The sequence below is a fragment of the Pseudomonas sp. GZD-209 genome (assembly GCF_049310485.1).
Lineage (GTDB): Bacteria > Pseudomonadota > Gammaproteobacteria > Pseudomonadales > Pseudomonadaceae > Aquipseudomonas > Aquipseudomonas sichuanensis.
The window spans coordinates 1-17,819 of the sequence record NZ_JBMOWQ010000065.1 but is presented as its reverse complement, the minus strand read 5'-3'; the positions used below and the strand labels follow the sequence as shown (position 1 = coordinate 17,819).

Genomic DNA, 17,819 nt, shown 5'->3' with positions numbered 1-17,819 from the left:
TGACCGTTGACCCCGGGTTTTCCCGTGTGATCCGGTCCGGCGGACGTTCCGCGGTGAGTCTTGCACGCAAGACCCACGACGGGCAGCCCGCCGTGGTTTCTTATAATTAACGCTTCTTACGGTTGGCGACGTGAATGGCACCGCCATTCACTGCCAGCGCTGCTTCATGCAGCGCTTCGGACAGGGTTGGATGGCTGAAGACCATCATGCCCAGATCCTCGGCACTGGTGCCGAATTCCATTGCGATCGCGCCCTGCTGAACCAGCTCGGCAGCGGACGGGCCGATCACGTGCACACCCAGTACGCGGTCGGTCTTGGCATCGGCGATGACCTTGACGAAACCACCGGTGTCGTTGGCTGCCATCGCACGGCCGCTGGCCGCGAACGGGAAGGTGCCCACGTTAACCTCAACGCCTTCGGCTTTCAACGCCTGTTCGGTCTTGCCGACCCACGCGATTTCCGGGTGGGTGTAGATAACCGACGGGATCAGGTCGTAGTTCATCTGGGCTTTGTGGCCCTTGATGCGCTCGACGACCATGATGCCCTCTTCCGAGGCCTTGTGGGCCAGCATCATGCCGCGAACCACGTCACCGATGGCGAACACGCCCGGTACGCTGGTGGCGCAGTGATCGTCGACGAAGATGTAGCCACGCTCGTCGATGGTCACGCCGCTGTCGGCGGCCAGCAGATCGGTGGTCACCGGACGACGGCCGACCGCGACGATCAGCTTGTCGAAGGTGATCTTCTGCTCGCCTTCGGCGTTGGTGTAGGTCACTTCGACTTCGTTGCCGTTGACTTTCGAGCCGGTCACGCGCGCGCCCAGCTTGATGTCCAGGCCTTGCTTGGTCAGGGTCTTCTGGGCTTCTTTCGACACGGCGGTGTCGGCAGCCATCAGGAAGGTGTCCAGGGCTTCCAGTACGGTGACTTCAGCACCCAGGCGAGCCCAGACCGAACCCAGCTCCAGGCCGATCACGCCAGCACCGATAACGCCCAGGCGCTTCGGAACGGTCTGGAATTCCAGGGCGCCGGTGGAGTCGACGATGACGTTCTGGTCGACCGGAGCCGGCGGAATGTCGATCGGACGCGAGCCGGAAGCCAGGATCACGTTCTCGGCTTCGATGACTTCGGTGGTGCCGTCAGCCTTGGTGACTTCGACTTTCTTGCCAGCCAGCAGCTTGCCGTGGCCTTGGATCGAAGTAACGCCGTTGGCCTTGAACAGGGTGGCAACACCGCCGGTCAGGTTCTTGACGATACCGGCCTTGCGGCCAACCATCGCAGCGACGTCCATCTTCACTTCGCCAGTGGAGATACCGTGGACGTTGAAGCTCTCTTTGGCTTCCTTGTATTTCCAGGAGCTGTCCAGCAGCGCCTTGGAAGGAATGCAACCTACGTTCAGGCAGGTGCCGCCCAGGGCCAGCTTGCCCTCGGCGTCGGTGTACTTCTCGATACAGGCAGTCTTCAGACCGAGTTGGGCAGCCTTGATGGCAGCTACATAGCCGCCAGGACCTGCACCAATCACCACTACGTCGAATTTCTGGGTCATAAAAGATTCCTTATCAGCTACAAGCTACAAGCCGTGTGCCGCCCAACCCCTGCTTCCTGTGAAACAGGGGCCGACGACCGCACGACTAGTTGATTAGATGTCCAGCAGCAGGCGAGACGGATCTTCCAGCAGGTTCTTGATGGTTACCAGGAAGGTTACCGCTTCCTTGCCGTCGATCAGGCGGTGATCGTAGGACAGCGCCAGGTACATCATCGGGCGGATTACCACTTGGCCGTTGATGGCCATCGGACGCTGGATGATGTTGTGCATGCCGAGAATGGCAGCCTGTGGCGGGTTGACGATCGGGGTCGACATCATCGAGCCGAAGGTACCACCGTTGGTGATGGTGAAGGTACCGCCGGTCATCTCTTCGATCGACAGTTTGCCGTCACGGGCTTTCTTGCCGAAGGTGGCGATGCCGTTCTCGATTTCTGCCAGGCTCATCGACTCGGCGTTACGCAGAACCGGAACCACCAGGCCGCGGTCGCTGGAGACGGCAACGCCGACGTCAGCAAAACCGTGGTAGACGATGTCGTTGCCGTCGATCGAGGCGTTGACTGCCGGGAAGCGCTTCAGCGCTTCGGTAGCGGCCTTGACGAAGAACGACATGAAGCCCAGGCGTACGCCGTTGTGGGTCTTCTCGAACAGGTCCTTGTACTTCGAACGCAGGGCCATGACTTCGGTCATGTCGACTTCGTTGAAGGTGGTCAGCATGGCCATGTTCGACTGGGCTTCGACCAGACGCTCGGCGATCTTGGCGCGCAGGCGGGTCATCGGCACGCGCTTCTCGGTGCGGTCGCCAGCGGCAACCACAACAGCGGCGGCGGCAGCAGCAGGCTTGGCGGCCGGAGCGGCGGCAGGAGCCGACTTCTTGTTGGCAACGGCTGCAACAACGTCTTCCTTGGTGATGCGACCACCTTTGCCGGTGCCGGCAACGGCAGCCAGGTCGATGCCGTTCTCTTCAGCCAGCTTGCGCGCGGCTGGAGCGGCGACCGGGTCGTCTTCGCCAGCGTCGGCGGCAGCGGCAGCCGGAGCAGCAGCCGGGGCAGCAGCGCCGCCTTCAACGATCGAACCCAGCACTTCGTCGGACAGGACAGTGTCGCCCTCGCCCTTGACGATGGCGCCCAGCACGCCGTCGGCGGTGGCCAGCACTTCCAGGACGACCTTGTCGGTCTCGATGTCGACGATCAGCTCGTCACGCTTGACGGCGTCGCCCGGCTGCTTGTGCCAGGTGGCAACGGTGCCATCGGCAACCGATTCCGGGAAGGTTGGGGCTTTGATCTCGATAGCCATTATCTGTGTTTCCTTAAATTCGGTTTCAGGTGCGCGAAGGCGTTAGACAGTGAAGGCGTCTTGCAGCAGTTTTTCCTGCTGTTCGGCGTGCTTCGAAGCGTAACCACAGGCTGGCGCGGCAGAAGCGTCGCGGCCGGCGTATTCCAGGACCAGTGCCTTGTTGTGGCGACCCAGGATACGGCGCATGTGGTGCTGGCTGCTGTACCAGGCGCCCTGGTTCATCGGTTCTTCCTGACACCACACTGCATGCTTGAGGTTGGTGTAAGGCGCGAGGATTTCGATCAGGTCGTCCTCAGGGAACGGATACAGCTGCTCGATACGCACGATGGCGATGTCTTCGCGGCCTTCGGCACGGCGTTTTTCCAGCAGGTCGTAGTAGACCTTGCCGCTGCACAGGATCAGACGTTCGACCTTGGCCGGATCGAGGGTGTCGATTTCCGGGATCACGGTCTGGAACGAGCCTTCTGCCAGGTCTTCCAAGGTCGAGATGGCCAGCTTGTGGCGCAGCAGCGACTTCGGCGTCAGGACGATCAGCGGCTTGCGCAGCGGACGGATGACCTGGCGACGCAGCAGGTGGTAGATCTGTGCCGGGGTGGTCGGTACGCAGACCTGGATGTTGTGCTCGGCGCACAGCTGCAGGTAACGCTCCAGACGCGCGGAGGAGTGCTCCGGGCCCTGCCCTTCATAACCGTGTGGCAGCAGCATGGTCAGACCGCACAGGCGGCCCCACTTGTGCTCGCCGCTGGTGATGAACTGGTCGATCACCACTTGCGCACCGTTGGCGAAGTCGCCGAACTGGGCTTCCCAGATCACCAGCGCGTTCGGCGTGGTGGTCGAGTAGCCGTATTCGAAGGCCAGTACCGCTTCTTCCGACAGGAAGGAGTCGTACAGGTCGAAGCGCGGCTGGCCCGGGAACAGGTTCTGCAGCGGTACGTAGGTGCTGGCGTCCTTCTGGTTGTGCAGCACCGCGTGACGGTGCGAGAAGGTGCCACGGCCGATGTCCTGGCCGGTCATGCGGATCGGGTGACCTTCGAACTGCAGGGTGGCGTAGGCCATGGTCTCTGCATAACCCCAGTTGATCGGCAAGCCACCGGCCTGCATCTTCTGGCGATCTTCGTAGATCTTCGACACCTGACGCTGAACCACGAAACCTTCCGGCAGCTCAAGCAGCTTGGCCGACAGGTCCTGCAGGGTCTTGAGGTCGAAGCGGGTGTCGTGACGCGCAGTCCAGGCGTGGCCCAGGTACGGACGCCAGTCGACGAACAGCTCGCGGTTCGGCTCCTTGACCAGGCTTTTCACCACGTGCAGGCCGTTGTCCAGCGCGTTGCGGTATTCGTCGATCTTGGCCTGAGCACGCTCGGCGTCGATACGGCCGGCGCTGATCAGTTGATCGGCATACAGCTCGCGGGTGGTGCGCTGCTTGGTGATCTGCTGGTACATCAGCGGCTGGGTGCCGTTCGGCTCGTCAGCCTCGTTGTGGCCGCGACGACGGTAGCAGACCAGGTCGATGACCACGTCACGCTTGAACTGCATGCGGTAATCGATGGCCAGCTGGGTAACGAACAGCACGGCTTCCGGGTCATCACCGTTCACGTGCAGGATCGGCGCCTGGATCATCTTGGCGACGTCGGTGCAGTACTCGGTGGAACGCGAGTCCAGCGGGTTGCTGATGGTGAAACCAACCTGGTTGTTGATCACGATGTGCACGGTACCGCCGGTCTTGAAACCGCGGGTCTGCGACATCTGGAAGGTTTCCAGCACCACGCCTTGGCCGGCGAATGCGGCGTCACCGTGGATCGAGATCGGCAGCACCTTGTCACCGACCGTGTCGTTGCGACGGTCCTGACGGGCACGCACCGAACCTTCCACCACTGGCGAGACGATTTCCAGGTGGGAAGGGTTGAACGCCATGGCCAGGTGAACTTCGCCACCCGGGGTCATCACGTTGGAGGAGAAGCCCTGGTGATACTTCACGTCACCGGAGCCCAGCTCGTTCATCTTCTTGCCTTCGAACTCGTCGAACAGCTCGCGCGGGTTCTTGCCGAAGGTGTTGACGAGCACGTTCAGGCGGCCGCGGTGGGCCATGCCGATCACGACTTCCTTGGTGCCGTACGAGCCGGAACGCTGGATCATCTCATCGAGCATCGGGATCAGGCTTTCGCCGCCTTCCAGGCCGAAGCGCTTGGTGCCTGGGTACTTGGTGCCCAGGTACTTCTCCAGGCCCTCACCGGCCGTGACGCGCTCGAGCAGGTGCGCCTGCACGTCGGCGGAGAATTCAGGACGGCCACGCACGCTTTCCAGACGCTGCTGGAACCAGCTGCGCTGCTCGGAATCGACGATGTGGGTGAACTCGGCGCCAATGGTGCGACAATATGTCTTCTGCAGTGCTTCGAAGATTTCGCGTAGGCTCGCTTCCTCTTTGCCGAAGAACAGGTCGCCGGCACGGAAGGTCGTATCAAGATCGGCATTGGTCAAGCCGTAGTGATTGATCGACAGGTCTACGGGCGCAGGACGCTGCCACAACCCCAACGGGTCGAGCTTGGCAGCCTGATGGCCGCGCATACGATAGGCCTGGATCAGTCGCAGCACTTCAACCTGCTTCTTCTCGTGTTCACTGCTCACGCTCCCGGCGGAAACCGGTTGGGCGCGGCGCTGGTTCTTTGCCAGCAGTACGAAATGGTCGCGGATTGTCGAGTGCGATACATCGGTAGCGGTGCTGCCGTCGGCGGGCAACTTCTGGAAGTAAGTGCGCCACTCTTCTGGCACAGCGTTAGGGTCGTGCAGGTAGAGCTCATAAAGCTCTTCCACATATGCAGCGTTACCACCTGAAAGGTGGGCGCTATCCCACATGCGCTGCATCACGCTTTCTTGCATGCTTGGTCACCCTCGGTTAGGGGACTGATCGGCGAGAGCCACAGCAAACCTGGAAAAGTCCGAACACAGCGACTGAACCACGCCACTTGGATCTTGCTGATTTTCCGGGTACCAGCCCGGAAAGCCCCTGCTGGTCTCATATCTTCATAGGTAATGGGCGCGGGCTTTGTGGGCCCTAGCCCGAGTTTTACCTCAGTGCGGGCTCACCACCCGCACCTCGGCTTACTGCAGGTACAACGCTTTGAATCAGGTGCCGCTTTGCAGCAGCATGTTACGTACGTGACCGATTGCCTTGGTCGGGTTCAGACCCTTGGGGCAAACGTTCACGCAGTTCATGATCCCGCGGCAGCGGAATACGCTGAACGGGTCATCCAGGGACGCCAGGCGCTCCTGAGTCTTGGTGTCGCGGCTGTCGGCCAGGAAACGGTAGGCCTGCAGCAGTGCGGCGGGGCCCAGGAACTTGTCCGGGTTCCACCAGAACGATGGGCAGGAGGTCGAGCAGCAGGCGCACAGAATGCACTCGTACAGACCGTCCAGCTTGTCACGCTCTTCCGGCGACTGCAGACGCTCGATGGCCGGAGCCGGGGTGTCGTTCTGCAGGAATGGCTTCACCTTCTCGTACTGCTTGTAGAAGATGCTCATATCGACCACCAGGTCACGAATGACCGGCAGGCCTGGCAGCGGACGCAGCACCAGCTTGTTGCCCTTGACCACGCCCGACAGCGGGGTGATGCAGGCCAGGCCGTTCTTGCCGTTCATGTTCATGCCATCGGAACCGCACACGCCTTCACGGCAGGAGCGACGGTACGAGAAGCCCTCGTCCTTTTCCTTGATCAGTGCCAGCACGTCCAGAACCATCAGGTCCTTGCCGCCGGTATCGACGTCGAACGACTCCATCTTGGGCGCCGAGTCGGTGTCGGGGTTGTAGCGATAAACTTCGACTTTCAACATAGCAGCCACCCTTAGTAAGTCCGGATTTTTGGCTCGAAGGCCGGAACGGTCTTCGGCGCAAAGTTGACGCCACGCTTGGCAACGCGCTTCTCACCCGGGTAGTACAGGGTGTGGCACAGCCAGTTCTCGTCGTCACGGTCTTCGAAGTCTTCACGGGCGTGCGCGCCGCGGGACTCTTTACGGGCTTCGGCCGCAATGGCGGTAGCTTCGGCAACTTCCAGCAGGTTCTGCAGCTCCAGCGCTTCGATACGCGCGGTGTTGAAGGCCTGGGACTTGTCGTTGATCTTGACGTTGGCGATGCGGTCACGCAGACCGGCCAACTGCTCGATACCCTTCTGCATGTATTCGCCGGTACGGAATACACCGAAGTAGTTCTGCATGCAGCTCTGCAGCTCGCGCTTCAGGCTGGCAACGTCTTCGCCGGTGGCACGCTCGTTGAGCTTGTTCAGGCGGCTGAGGGCAACATCGATGTCGGTGTCGCTGGCGTCGAGATGCTCGATGCCGTCGCTCAGCGCCTTCTCCAGGTGCAGGCCGGCAGCACGGCCGAACACCACCAGGTCGAGCAGCGAGTTGCCGCCCAGGCGGTTGGCACCGTGAACCGATACGCACGCCACTTCACCTACGGCGAACAGGCCAGGGATGATGTGATCCTTGCCTTCTTCGTCCATGGTGATGGCCTGGCCATGGATGTTGGTGGCAACGCCGCCCATCATGTAGTGGCAGGTCGGAACGACCGGCACCGGCGCGACGACCGGGTCGACGTGGGCGAAGGTCTTGGACAGTTCGCAGATACCTGGCAGGCGGCTGTGCAGCACTTCCTCGCCCAGGTGGTCCAGCTTCAGCAGTACGTGGTCCTTGTTCGGGCCCACGCCGTTGCCGGCGATGATCTCTTTGACCATGGAACGGGCAACCACGTCGCGGCCAGCCAGGTCCTTCGCGTTCGGCGCGTAACGCTCCATGAAGCGCTCGCCGTGGGCGTTGATCAGGTAGCCACCTTCACCGCGGCAGCCTTCGGTAACCAGTACACCGGCGCCGGCGATACCGGTCGGGTGGAACTGCCACATCTCGATGTCCTGCACCGGTACACCGGCACGCAGGGCCATGCCGATACCGTCACCGGTATTGATCAGGGCGTTGGTGGTGGAGGAGTAGATACGGCCTGCACCGCCCGTGGCCAGTACGGTGGCCTTGGACTTGATGTACATGGTTTCGCCGGTTTCGATGCAGATCGCGATCACACCGACGAAGGCGCCGTCCTGGTTCTTCACCAGGTCTACGGCGTAGTACTCATTAAGGAAGGTGGTGCCTGCTTTCAGGTTGCCCTGGTACAGGGTGTGCAGCAGCGCGTGACCGGTACGGTCGGAAGCTGCGCAGGTACGGGCGGCCTGGCCACCTTTACCGAAGTCCTTGGACTGGCCACCGAACGGACGCTGGTAGATACGGCCGGTTTCGGTACGCGAGAACGGCAGACCCATGTGGTCCAGCTCGAAGACCGCAGCCGGGCCTTCCTGACACATGTATTCGATCGCGTCCTGGTCACCGATGTAGTCGGAGCCCTTGACGGTGTCGTACATGTGCCAGCGCCAGTCGTCGTTCGGGTCGGCCGAAGCGATGGCGCAGGTGATGCCGCCCTGGGCGGAAACGGTGTGCGAACGGGTCGGGAACACCTTGGTGACTACGGCAGTCTTGTGGCCGCCTTGAGCCAGTTGCAGCGCTGCGCGCATGCCTGCGCCGCCGCCACCGATGATGATGGCGTCGAACGAAATGGTTGGAATGTTAGCCATGAATCAGATACCCCAGAGAATCTGCACACCCCAGACGAAGTACGCGAACATCGCAACGCCGCATACAGCCTGGAACAGGAAACGGATCGCAGTCGCCGACTTGCCGAACGCCATCGGCGTCAGGTAGTCGGTGGCAATGGTCCACATGCCGACCCAGGCGTGAGCGCCCAGAGCGACGAGTGCCAGCAGACTGAAGATGCGCATCGCGTTGTTGGTGAACAGACCGTGCCACTGGGCATAGTCGATCCCTGGGTGAACGGCGAGGTAGCCGATCAGGAAGATGAAATAAGCCGCGAGAACGACCGCCGAGACGCGCTGCGCCATCCAGTCGTAGAGGCCCGAACGCGAGAGGTTCGTGACGTTAGTTACCATACCCAAACTCCTGCCAGAACGATCAGCACCACGGAGATGACGATCACGATTTTCGAGCCCAGCTTGCCGCCTTCCAGCGTCTCACCGACACCCATGTCCATGATCAGGTGGCGCACACCTGCGACGAGGTGGTACAGCAGGCCGGACAGCAGGCCCCAGGTCACCAGTTTGGCCAGCGGACTGGTCAGACACGCCTTCACCTCGGCAAAGCCTTCCTCGGAACCCAGCGAATTGCCCAATGCGTAGAGCATGATGGCAATGCCGAGGAACAGGATGACGCCGGAAATACGGTGAAGAATGGACGTGTATGCGGTGATCGGGAGTTTGATGGTCCTTAGGTCTAGGTTTACAGGTCGTTGGCTTTTCACGGCTTTTTTCACACTGAAGAGCCCCTAGCGAACAGGGCAAAGTTGTTGGTAAGTGTACTGGTCAGGTACCCACCACCCAGGAGAGCACGACACCCAGCAGGGCAGGCTTGAAAGCCTCTGGGAGTCGGCTGCCGAGTATAGACAGTTAGGCTGCTTATGACAACGCAAGGGACTCGCCCGAATAGCGCATTGCCTTTAGTGAACAAAAGGCGTAAACGGGCGAGAATTTCGTGAAAAATCAGGCCTCAGAGGGCGTTTCAACCAGCCTTTAGGCAAATTGACATTCGAATTTATCCCTCTATAGTGGTGCGGGCCCTGCGTGGGGGGTCTGTCTGATGATTTCAAGCATTAATAGGAGGCCACATGGCTGACAAAAAAGCGCAGTTGGTCATCGAGGGCAATGCCCCCGTCGAGCTGCCCATTTTAACCGGCACCGTTGGTCCTGATGTTATCGACGTCCGCGGGTTGGGGGCATCCGGCCACTTCACCTTCGACCCCGGCTTCATGGCGACCGCTTCGTGCGAGTCGAAGATCACCTACATTGATGGTGACAAGGGCGTGCTGCTGCACCGCGGCTACCCGATCGAGCAACTGGCCGAACAGTCGGACTACCTCGAAACCTGCTACCTGCTGCTCAACGGCGAACTGCCGAATGCCGAGCAGAAGGCCCAGTTCGTCAGCACCGTCAAGAACCACACCATGGTTCACGAGCAGCTGAAGTCGTTCTTCAACGGTTTCCGTCGCGACGCCCACCCGATGGCGGTGATGTGCGGTGTGGTCGGCGCCCTGTCGGCGTTCTATCACGACTCGCTGGACATCAATAACCCGCAACACCGCGAAATCTCCGCGGTGCGCCTGGTCGCCAAGATGCCGACCCTGGCCGCGATGGTTTACAAGTACTCCATGGGCCAGCCCATGATGTACCCGCGCAACGACCTGTCGTATGCGGAAAACTTCCTGCACATGATGTTCAACACGCCGTGCGAGATCAAACCGATCAGCCCAACGCTGGCCAAGGCCATGGACCGGATCTTCATCCTCCACGCCGACCACGAGCAGAACGCCTCCACCTCCACCGTGCGCCTGGCAGGTTCCTCGGGTGCCAACCCGTTCGCCTGTATCGCTGCCGGTATCGCCGCACTGTGGGGCCCGGCCCACGGCGGTGCGAACGAAGCCGTACTGACCATGCTCGATGAAATTGGCGATGTCTCGAACATCGACAAGTACATCGCCAAGGCCAAGGACAAGAACGATCCGTTCAAGCTCATGGGCTTCGGTCACCGCGTGTACAAGAACCGCGACCCGCGCGCCACCGTGATGAAGAAGACCTGCGACGAAGTCCTCAGCGAACTCGGCATCAAGAACGATCCGCAACTCGAACTGGCCATGCGCCTGGAAGAGATCGCACTGACCGATCCGTACTTCGTCGAGCGCTCGCTGTACCCGAACGTGGACTTCTACTCGGGCATCATCCTCAAGGCCATCGGCATCCCGACCAGCATGTTCACCGTGATCTTCGCCCTGGCACGTACCGTGGGCTGGATCTCGCACTGGAAGGAAATGCTCTCCAGCCCGTACAAGATCGGCCGCCCGCGCCAGCTGTACACCGGCTACGAGAAGCGCGACATCGTCGAGCTGAAGGACCGCAAGTAAGCCTTCTGAGCCGAACGCAAAAAAGGCCGCCCCTCGGGGCGGCCTTTTTCGTTGCGATCCAGCGCTACACGGGTGACCGCTGACAGCTGCTCAGGGCCTCTCGGCTTTTTCGCGCAGCCCTTTGAGGGTATTGAACGGCGCATCCACCACAAACTTGTTGGCCAGCCACGACGGCACGCTGCCACCTGGCTCGGTGTGTACCTGATAAGTCACTTCGGTACTGTCACCCTTGGGTACCAGCTTCCAGAAACCCTGCACTTGGGCAACACGCACGTAGCCGCTTTCTTCCGGCAGGTACTTGGGCTGCTCTTCAAGCGTGCGGGTCAAGCTGCCATCGCTGCCCTGGACCGTAGTGATGTGCAATACCGAGTCACGCGGAGTCACCGGCCACGGCGTATTGAACTGGGTGTAGGTCCAGCTCTGGTCACCTTCATGCTTCAGCAGTTTCTGCGACTTGCATTCATGCACCCAGGCGCAGGCCCCAGCTACGTCCTCCTGCAACGCCCTGACCTTGGCCAGCGGCGCCTTGATCAGCGTTACACCACGGTAAGCCTTGTACTTTGAGCCCGGCACTTCGCTGAGCGACACCTTGATGCCCTCCTCGTCCTTGGCCACCTGCCAGCTTTCAGCCCAGGCTGCCGGCGCCAACAGCACACTCAGGCCACACAACACAGCAACACGCTTGAACGATCTCATTATCTTGTTCCTTGTTGTAGAAGATCCGCACAGTCACGCCGCCGTCATTTGCTCCAGCCAACCAATGATGCGAATGGCTTCGTCACGATCATTGCCGCAGACATCCACCTCTGCCTTGAAGCCACCACACACCTTCGGCCGTTCGGGCTTGCCGAACAGGGCACAGAGGTTGTCGATGGACAGGTGCAGGCAGCGCTCGCCGGCCGGCTTGCCTTGCGGCATTCCCGGAATGGCTGAGCTGATGGACGGGGCGATGCAGCAGGCACCACAGCCCTCACGGCATTTCATGACAACAGGACTCCCAGGAGCAAAGCGGGACGAACGTCCCTGGATACTAACCGCTCAAACATACGTTTGAAATTGCCAAGCAGATGAAATCGCCAGTGACCCGGCAGTCAGTTGCGGAATTCGAATTCGATGGCCGCGCCCTCTACATCGCGACGGCTGTCATTGCGCAGCTGCAGCTGCATTTCATTGTTGATCAGCCGGCCATTGAGCTGGAACGGGCTGTCATCAGTGACCGGCTTTTCGCTGAACATGGAAGGCAGCAATGGCTTGCGGGGCGACGCCGCATCGCCAACGTCCGGCTTGAGGTGCTTGACCATGTCGGTCGGCAGACTGAGGTCGAGCTTCGCGGCGGGCACAGGCTGACTGGCCACCTTGCTCACGCCCTTGCTGCGAGTGACAGGTTTCTGCTTGGGCTTAGGCTTGACCGCCGGCTTGGCAGGCGCTTTGGCCACAGGTTTCGCCGCCACCTTGCTCACAGGCTTGGCAGCCTTGCCCTGCTGCGCCTGTTCCTTGGCCGGCGGTTGCGCGGCGTGCACCAAGCCCCCCGAATACCAGGGTAGCGATAAGGACAGAATCAGTGCCAGAGGGCGAAGCGCTTTCATGAATACCGGGAGCAGGCTGGGAAAACGCGTATGCTCCCTGTTCCCCGCCCTTCTGACAAGCCTACATAAGCAAGCCAGCCGACTCCCGGCACAGTTGCTGGGCCAGCAAGCCCAGGGTCATTACCGCCCGTTCGGCCTCTTTGTTCCATGGAATACCGCAGTTGAGCCGGATGCAGTGGTTGAATTGCTCGGTATTGCTGAAGATCAACCCCGGCGCGATGCTGATGCCCTGCTCCAGCGCACGCACGTGCAACTCTTGGGTGTTGACCCGCCCAGGCAGGCTGACCCACAGGATAAAACCACCTGTCGGCCGGGTCATCTGCGTACCCTCCGGGAAATGCTGCTGCACCGCCAACTGGTAGGCACTGAGGTTCTTGCGATACTCCTGACGGATATAGCGTAGATGGCGGTCGTAACCGCCGTTTTCCAGGTAGGCCGCCACCCCCATCTGCGTCACGCTGCAGGCCGAGTGCGTGGTGAAGGTCTGCAGGCGCTGGATCTCGTCCCGATAACGGCCGGCGACCATCCAGCCGACCCGCACCCCCGGCGACAGCGTCTTGGAGAAGCTCGAACAGTAAATCACCCGATCGAGGCGGTCGAAGGCCTTGAGCGCCTTGGTGCGCCCCTGCTCGAACATCAGCTCGCCATAGATGTCATCCTCGACGATCTGAATATCGAAGTCCGAGGCCAGGCGCAGCAGTTGCTTCTGCCGCTCTTCGGGGATGGTGCCGCCCAAGGGGTTGCTCAAGCGCGCGGTCAGCACCAACGCCTTGATCGACCATTGATTGGCAGCCAGCTGCAACGCTTCGAGGCTGATACCGGTGGAGGGGTCGCTGGGAATCTCGATCACCTTCAACCCCAGCAGGTCGGCCAGCTGCAGCAAACCGTAGTAGGTTGGCGACTCGGCGGCAATCAGGTCACCCGGGCGCGTCAGCACCCGCAACGACATCTGCAGCGCATCGACACAACCATGGGTCACCACCACTTCGCGCGGGTCGACCAGCACGCCGGCATCGCGCATGCGAATGGCAATCTGCCTGCGCAGCGGCTCGAAGCCAGGGCTGAACATGTAGCTGAAGGCACGCGGGCTGTGGAAGCGGGTCACCTTGGCGATTTGCTGGTGCAGGGCACGCACCGGCAGGTAATCGACATGAGGCACTGCCGCACCGAAGGGGAATACGCCGTCGCGCCGCGCTTCGGTCAACACCTGCTGGATGATACTGGCGCGGGTAACCAGCCCAGGGCGTTCGACCCTGGCGATATCCGGCGTCTGCGCGGTAAGGGCCGGCGTCTGGTGTACGTAGTAGCCCGACTGTGGCCGCGCACGAATGAGGCCCTGGTCCTCGAGATTGGCATACGCCTGCAGCACGGTGGCATGACTGACGTTGAGCTGGGCGCTCATCTTGCGCACCGAGGGCACCCGCTCACCAGGCTGATAGACACCACGGCGGATGTCATCGGCCAGTTGCTGGGCGATGCGCTGGTACAACAGCAGGTTGGTCATGGCGTGTTCTCGAAGCGCGGACGGGATCGTTGTTCTTGTGCGACTCACAGCTGAGCCAGAATACCGTAACAGTTGCAAAGTGTACTGGGACAGATCGCAGGATAGTCAACAATACAGTTGCGTGACAGCTACAAGATGAACAACAACGGCCGTGCGCCGACGAACGCAGGGAACACAGGGCCGCATCGCGACCCTGCGGGAGCTGGCTCAGCGCGCTGGCGCGAGCTTGCCCTTGTCATCGGAGAAAACGATCTCGACCCGGCGATTCTGCGCCCTGCCCCGCTCCGAGGCATTAGCCTCGACCGGATACTGGTCGCCATAACCCTCGACTTCGATGCGCTTCTCGTCGATACCCAGATCAACCAGCATGTCAGCCACCGACTGAGCACGATCACGCGACAGCTTGAGGTTGTCCTCCGGCGTGCCGGTGCTGTCGGTGTAGCCCTCGATCCGCACCACACGGCGCGGGTTGAGCTGAAGGAACTGCACCAGCTTGAGCACGGTGCGGCTGGCCGAGCTCTTGAGCTCCGCCTGGCCGGTGTCGAACAGCACATCGCCCAGGGTCATCACCAGGCCGCGGTCGGTCTGCTCAGAGGCCAAAGCAGCAATCTGCGCCTCGACAAACTTGCCCTGCTGCTGAACGCTGGCCAGCTTGGCCTCACGCAAGGCCAGTTGCAGGCGCTGGCGTTCGAGGTCGAGCTTGGTCAAGCGCTCCTGATTCACCGCCAGCTTGGCGTGCTCGGCAGCGATTTCACTGTAACGCTGGCTCAGATAGGCGTAATGACGCACATCGCTACCAGTACCGATATAGCCGGCCAGGCGCTCTGCCCGGCCCAGCGACTCACCGGCGCGGATCACGTCACGCGGCGCACTGCGCAGTACGGCGGAGTCATCCTTGACCTTCTGGAACGCAACGGTGGCGTCATCCAGTGCCGATTCGCTGCGCTGGCTGGCACACCCCTGCAACCCGACCAGCGCCAGCAAGGCCAGCGCAGCCATTGGCTTAAGGCGGCTCATGGCTGCACCTCCAATTGCTTGCGCAGGCGCTTGACCCGCGTCTGCAACAGCTGCAACTGCTCTTCGCTCTTTTGCGTCAGCACCAGGGCCTCGGCCAGGCGTGCATCAAGCTCGGCCTGCTCGGCACGCATGCGCGCATCACGGTAGCTTTCGCTGGCCATGTTGGCCTTGGCGCGAACCAGCTTGTCTTCGGCCAGCTTGAACTCCGGCACCTGCTCGGTGGCGCCGACCGCCTTGGCCTGCTGCAGCGCCTGCTCGGTGAGGCGCAGTTGTTCATGGGGCACCGGATCACTGGCACACCCGGCCAGGCCAAACACGGCCAAGGCAAGAATCAGGGGTTGGCTTCTCACACACTCTTCCTACTGTTTAGGGGCGTCCAGCGGCGCCTGCATCTGCGCTTTCCAGCGCTCGACATTGCGCTGCAATACCGCCTCACTCGCCCCGGAGATCGGCAATTCTGTCAGCTTTTTCGCCAGTTGTCCGCGCAACCAGCTGTCGTTGCACGCCGAGTTGTGCGACACCGCCAGGTACAGGCCTGGACGGTCTACTGGCAGGCCGCGGGCGATAAGGTCGTTGCCCACCCCCAGGCTCTGAGCCATTGCCATGCCGGCGTAGCGCCCTGCAAGCACATAATCGACCTGGCCGAGCACCAGCCTCTGGAACGCCTGGGTCAGGTTCTGCGCGGGCACCAGCTTGAGCTGGGCCTTGGTAAAGGCTTCGAAAGCCGGGGTCAGGCGCGCCTTTTCCGACACGCCGCCCTGGTAACGGGCAAGGTCTGCCGGGCCGTTGAACTCCAGCACCGCGTCGTGCCGGGTCCACACCAGGTATTCGTTAAGCTGCAAAGGGGGATGAATGTAATCCAGCGCAGTGAGCTGGGTAACCTGCATGGGCGTGTCGAGCAGCAGGTCCATGCGCCCGCTGCGCACTTCTTCAAGCGCCTGTTCGCGCTTGCCGGCGTACAACACTTCGACCTTGACCCCCAACTCCCCCGCCACTTGGCGCAACAGGTCGACATTGGCGCCGATCAGGTGCTTGGGGTCGCTTGGGTCCTGCCAGGAGTAAGGCGGCGCATCCGGACTACCGGTGACCACCAGGCGCTCACACTTGCCGGCGGCCAGCAGCGGTGCGGACAGCAGCGCCAGCACACCGGCCAAGATCCCTTTGCTTGCGCGAAACGCCATGCCAACTCTCCTACAGCCTTGAAAATCAAAAAAAAGCCCGACCCCCAAGAGGGCCGGGCTTCTTTATAGGTGAAGCAGCCGGATCAGACCAGCTTTTCCAGCTCCGGAACCGCTTCGAACAGGTCGGCGACCAGGCCGTAGTCGGCAACCTGGAAGATCGGCGCCTCTTCGTCCTTGTTGATCGCAACGATCACTTTCGAGTCCTTCATGCCGGCCAGGTGCTGGATCGCGCCGGAGATACCGACGGCGATGTACAGCTGTGGCGCGACGATCTTGCCGGTCTGGCCGACCTGCATGTCGTTGGGCACGAAGCCTGCGTCAACCGCAGCACGCGAGGCGCCGACGGCGGCGCCGAGCTTGTCGGCCAGGCTGTACAGGTGCTTGAAGTTGTCACCGTTGCCCATGCCACGGCCGCCGGAAACGACGATCTTGGCAGCGGTCAGCTCTGGGCGATCGGACTTGGCCAGCTCTTCGCCGACGAAGGCCGATTTGCCGGCGTCGTGCGCGGCAGCGACAGCTTCGACAGCAGCCGAACCACCTTCAGCGGCCACGGCGTCGAAGCCGGTGGTACGCACGGTGATGACCTTGACCGCAGCGCTCGATTGCACGGTGGCAATGGCGTTACCGGCGTAGATCGGGCGCTTGAAGGTGTCGGCGGATTCGACCGAGATGATCTCGGAAATCTGATCGACGTCCAGCAGTGCGGCAACCCGCGGCAGGATGTTCTTGCCGTTGGTGGTGGCCGGGGCTAGCACGTGGCTATAACCGCTCGCCAGATCGACGATCAGCGGCGCGACGTTTTCCGGCAGGGCGTGGGCGTAGGCGGCATTGTCGGCAACCAGCACCTTGGCAACACCGGCGATCTTGGCGGCGGCTTCGGCAACGCCACCGACGTTTGCGCCTGCGACCAGCACGTGGATATCACCACCGATCTTGGCAGCAGCGGCAACAGTGTTCAGGGTGGCCGGGGCTACGGCACCGTTTTCGTGTTCAGCGACAACCAGGATAGTCATTTAGATTACCTTCGCTTCGTTCTTCAGCTTCTCGACCAGTTCGGCCACCGACTTGACCTTGATGCCAGCGCTGCGGGCAGCAGGCGCTTCGACTTTCAGGGTTTTGGTGGTGGAGGCGATGGACACGCCCAGCGCGTCTGGAGTAACGGTCTCCAGCGGCTTCTTCTTGGCCTTCATGATGTTCGGCAGCGACGCGTAGCGCGGCTCGTTCAGGCGCAGGTCGGTGGTGACGATCGCTGGCAGGTTCAGCGCAACGGTCTGCAGGCCGCCATCGATTTCACGGGTGACGTTGACCTTGTCACCGGCCAGCTCCACCTTGGAGGCGAAAGTGCCTTGGGCGTAGCCGGTCAGCGCAGCCAGCATCTGGCCGGTCTGGTTGTTGTCGCTGTCGATCGCCTGCTTGCCGAGGATGACCAGCTGTGGCTGCTCTTTATCGACAACGGCCTTGAGCGCCTTGGCCACGGCCAGGGAGTTCAGCTCATCGGCGACTTCGACCAGGATGGCGCGGTCGGCACCCAGGGCCAGGGCAGTACGCAGTTGCTCCTGGGCCGTGGTCGGGCCGACGGAAACGACGACGATCTCGCTCGCCACGCCCTTTTCCTTCAGGCGGACGGCTTCTTCCACGGCGATTTCGCAGAAGGGGTTCATGGACATCTTGACGTTTGCAAGGTCGACGCCGG

17 protein-coding genes are annotated in these 17,819 nt (G+C 61.6%); 1 reads left to right on the top strand and 16 read right to left on the bottom strand.

The window, feature by feature from the left end; translation table 11 throughout:
* Positions 1-106 precede the first annotated feature (106 nt).
* From lpdA to sdhC, 7 genes are all read right to left on the bottom strand, one after another.
* Positions 107-1,543, bottom strand: a complete 1,437-nt coding sequence (gene lpdA, locus ACO6VM_RS09800) for a dihydrolipoyl dehydrogenase (protein ID WP_012273351.1) — start codon at positions 1,541-1,543, stop codon at positions 107-109.
* A gap of 93 nt (positions 1,544-1,636) precedes the next feature.
* Complete coding sequence (gene odhB / locus ACO6VM_RS09795; protein WP_422403194.1) at positions 1,637-2,836, bottom strand: 2-oxoglutarate dehydrogenase complex dihydrolipoyllysine-residue succinyltransferase; 1,200 nt, start codon at positions 2,834-2,836, stop codon at positions 1,637-1,639.
* Between the two features lie 42 nt (positions 2,837-2,878).
* Positions 2,879-5,710 (bottom strand): 2-oxoglutarate dehydrogenase E1 component, encoded by a 2,832-nt coding sequence (locus ACO6VM_RS09790; RefSeq protein WP_401056246.1) that lies wholly within the window; start codon positions 5,708-5,710, stop codon positions 2,879-2,881.
* Between the two features lie 246 nt (positions 5,711-5,956).
* Positions 5,957-6,661 (bottom strand): succinate dehydrogenase iron-sulfur subunit, encoded by a 705-nt coding sequence (locus ACO6VM_RS09785; protein WP_008091906.1) that lies wholly within the window; start codon positions 6,659-6,661, stop codon positions 5,957-5,959.
* An 11-nt stretch (positions 6,662-6,672) separates the two neighbouring features.
* On the bottom strand, positions 6,673-8,445 hold the full coding sequence (gene sdhA / locus ACO6VM_RS09780; protein WP_422403193.1) for a succinate dehydrogenase flavoprotein subunit: 1,773 nt from the start codon (positions 8,443-8,445) through the stop codon (positions 6,673-6,675).
* Positions 8,446-8,448: 3 nt separating this feature from the next.
* Complete coding sequence (gene sdhD, locus ACO6VM_RS09775; protein ID WP_110993993.1) at positions 8,449-8,817, bottom strand: succinate dehydrogenase, hydrophobic membrane anchor protein; 369 nt, start codon at positions 8,815-8,817, stop codon at positions 8,449-8,451.
* The gene (gene sdhC, locus ACO6VM_RS09770) at positions 8,811-9,197 is read right to left on the bottom strand and encodes a succinate dehydrogenase, cytochrome b556 subunit (RefSeq protein WP_110993994.1); all 387 of its coding nucleotides are present in this window, start codon (positions 9,195-9,197) and stop codon (positions 8,811-8,813) included. Before sdhC ends, sdhD begins: the two co-directional genes overlap by 7 nt.
* Positions 9,198-9,548: 351 nt before the next feature.
* On the opposite strand from sdhC, the gene gltA reads away from it, so the two are divergent.
* Positions 9,549-10,838 (top strand): citrate synthase, encoded by a 1,290-nt coding sequence (gltA, locus tag ACO6VM_RS09765; protein ID WP_110993995.1) that lies wholly within the window; start codon positions 9,549-9,551, stop codon positions 10,836-10,838.
* 90 nt (positions 10,839-10,928) lie between these two features.
* On the opposite strand, the gene ACO6VM_RS09760 is transcribed toward gltA, so the two are convergent.
* The 9 genes from ACO6VM_RS09760 to ACO6VM_RS09720 form a co-directional block, all read right to left on the bottom strand.
* A complete protein-coding gene (locus ACO6VM_RS09760) occupies positions 10,929-11,534 on the bottom strand; it encodes an START domain-containing protein (RefSeq protein ID WP_422403192.1) in 606 nt (201 codons plus the stop codon).
* Positions 11,535-11,567: 33 nt separating this feature from the next.
* Positions 11,568-11,822, bottom strand: coding sequence for a YkgJ family cysteine cluster protein (locus ACO6VM_RS09755; protein ID WP_125464891.1), 255 nt, complete (start codon positions 11,820-11,822; stop codon positions 11,568-11,570).
* Positions 11,823-11,929: 107 nt separating this feature from the next.
* Positions 11,930-12,424 (bottom strand): hypothetical protein, encoded by a 495-nt coding sequence (locus tag ACO6VM_RS09750; protein ID WP_422403191.1) that lies wholly within the window; start codon positions 12,422-12,424, stop codon positions 11,930-11,932.
* A gap of 61 nt (positions 12,425-12,485) precedes the next feature.
* Complete coding sequence (locus ACO6VM_RS09745; protein ID WP_422403190.1) at positions 12,486-13,928, bottom strand: PLP-dependent aminotransferase family protein; 1,443 nt, start codon at positions 13,926-13,928, stop codon at positions 12,486-12,488.
* A gap of 207 nt (positions 13,929-14,135) precedes the next feature.
* Positions 14,136-14,945, bottom strand: a complete 810-nt coding sequence (locus tag ACO6VM_RS09740; RefSeq protein ID WP_110994000.1) for an OmpA family protein — start codon at positions 14,943-14,945, stop codon at positions 14,136-14,138.
* Positions 14,942-15,295 (bottom strand): DUF4398 domain-containing protein, encoded by a 354-nt coding sequence (locus ACO6VM_RS09735; protein WP_401056254.1) that lies wholly within the window; start codon positions 15,293-15,295, stop codon positions 14,942-14,944. Before ACO6VM_RS09735 ends, ACO6VM_RS09740 begins: the two co-directional genes overlap by 4 nt.
* A gap of 9 nt (positions 15,296-15,304) precedes the next feature.
* The gene (locus tag ACO6VM_RS09730) at positions 15,305-16,126 is read right to left on the bottom strand and encodes a substrate-binding periplasmic protein (protein WP_125859465.1); all 822 of its coding nucleotides are present in this window, start codon (positions 16,124-16,126) and stop codon (positions 15,305-15,307) included.
* 83 nt (positions 16,127-16,209) lie between these two features.
* Complete coding sequence (locus tag ACO6VM_RS09725) at positions 16,210-17,139, bottom strand: electron transfer flavoprotein subunit alpha/FixB family protein (RefSeq protein ID WP_125464897.1); 930 nt, start codon at positions 17,137-17,139, stop codon at positions 16,210-16,212.
* Positions 17,140-17,819, bottom strand: a 680-nt coding sequence (locus tag ACO6VM_RS09720; protein ID WP_422403189.1) for an electron transfer flavoprotein subunit beta/FixA family protein, incomplete at its 5' end; no start/stop codon positions are given.